The organism is Bradyrhizobium sp. PRIMUS42 (assembly GCF_023006515.1).
Classification (GTDB): domain Bacteria; phylum Pseudomonadota; class Alphaproteobacteria; order Rhizobiales; family Xanthobacteraceae; genus Bradyrhizobium.
Genome location: NZ_JALBGZ010001244.1, coordinates 1 through 1,053, shown reverse-complemented (window position 1 = coordinate 1,053; position 1,053 = coordinate 1). Strand labels below are relative to the sequence as shown.

Genomic DNA, 1,053 nt, shown 5'->3' with positions numbered 1-1,053 from the left:
CCGCTGGAGCGCCGCCTGATGCACGTCGCCGCCACCATGGCCTGCCACGGCTCGGTGCGCGCCGGCCGCAGGCTCAGGCCCGAGGAGATGAACGCCCTGCTCCGCGAGATGGAGGAGACGCCGAACTCCGGCCAGTGCAATCACGGCCGTCCGACCTATGTCGAGCTGAAGCTGACCGACGTGGAGAAGCTGTTCGGACGGAGGTGACGGTGCCGTAATCGCGCTGCCGTAGGGTGGGCAAAGGCGCAACGCGCCGTGCCCACGATCTCCCGCCTTCGCTCTTCGAGCTACGGCGGACAAGTCGCTTTGCCCACCCTACGGCAGCGAGACTGTCGGGCAGCGATGGGCTTCGTAGGGCGGGTTAGCGCAGCGTAACCCGCCTCTTCTGCATCTGCCGAGATGATGGCGGATTACGCTGCGCTAATCCGCCCTACGCAAAAACACGAACTCCGTATCGTCGTACGCCCGACGCTCCAGCTCCTCGAAACCCTCCGGCACCACGAATTGCGCGGCCTTGGCCTCCTCGACAACCAGCAGCGCACCGGGGGTAAGCCAGCCGCCATCGCGCAAGCTCACGAACGCCTTCTCCGCAAGTCCCCTGCCATAGGGCGGATCGAGGAACACCAGCGAGAACGGTTCGACCGGATGCGCGGGCCCAAGATCGGTCGCGTCGCGGCGATAGACTTTTGTCACCCCGCCGAGGCCCAGCGATTCCACATTGTTACGCAGCAGCGCGCGGGCCTCGGCGCCATTGTCCACGAACAGCACGAATTTCGCCCCGCGCGAGGACGCCTCGATGCCGAGCGCGCCGGTACCGGCAAACAGATCGAGCACGCGCGCGTCCGGAATCGGATCGTCATAGGCGTGCACAAGGATGTTGAACACGGACTCGCGCAGGCGGTCCGCCGTGGGGCGGATGTCGCGCGAGGACGGTGAGGCGAGATTACGCCCCTTCAAGCGACCGCCGACGACGCGCAACTAGTCCTCCTTCGGCGTCAGGTCGCGCTTGCCGTGATAGCCGCGCTTGGGACGGCGCGGCGGGCCATAGCCGCT

The 1,053-nt window shown here is 66.8% G+C and carries 1 protein-coding gene and 1 pseudogene; one reads left to right on the top strand and one right to left on the bottom strand.

All coding sequences use genetic code 11. The features are described from left to right. Positions 1-207 (top strand): annotated as a pseudogene (locus tag MOV75_RS39405) (DNA mismatch repair protein MutL); the annotation flags it as partial. A gap of 213 nt (positions 208-420) precedes the next feature. Here MOV75_RS39405 and rsmD read toward each other — a convergent pair. Then, on the bottom strand, positions 421-978 hold the full coding sequence (gene rsmD, locus MOV75_RS39400; RefSeq protein ID WP_246932527.1) for a 16S rRNA (guanine(966)-N(2))-methyltransferase RsmD: 558 nt from the start codon (positions 976-978) through the stop codon (positions 421-423). Positions 979-1,053: the final 75 nt, after the last annotated feature.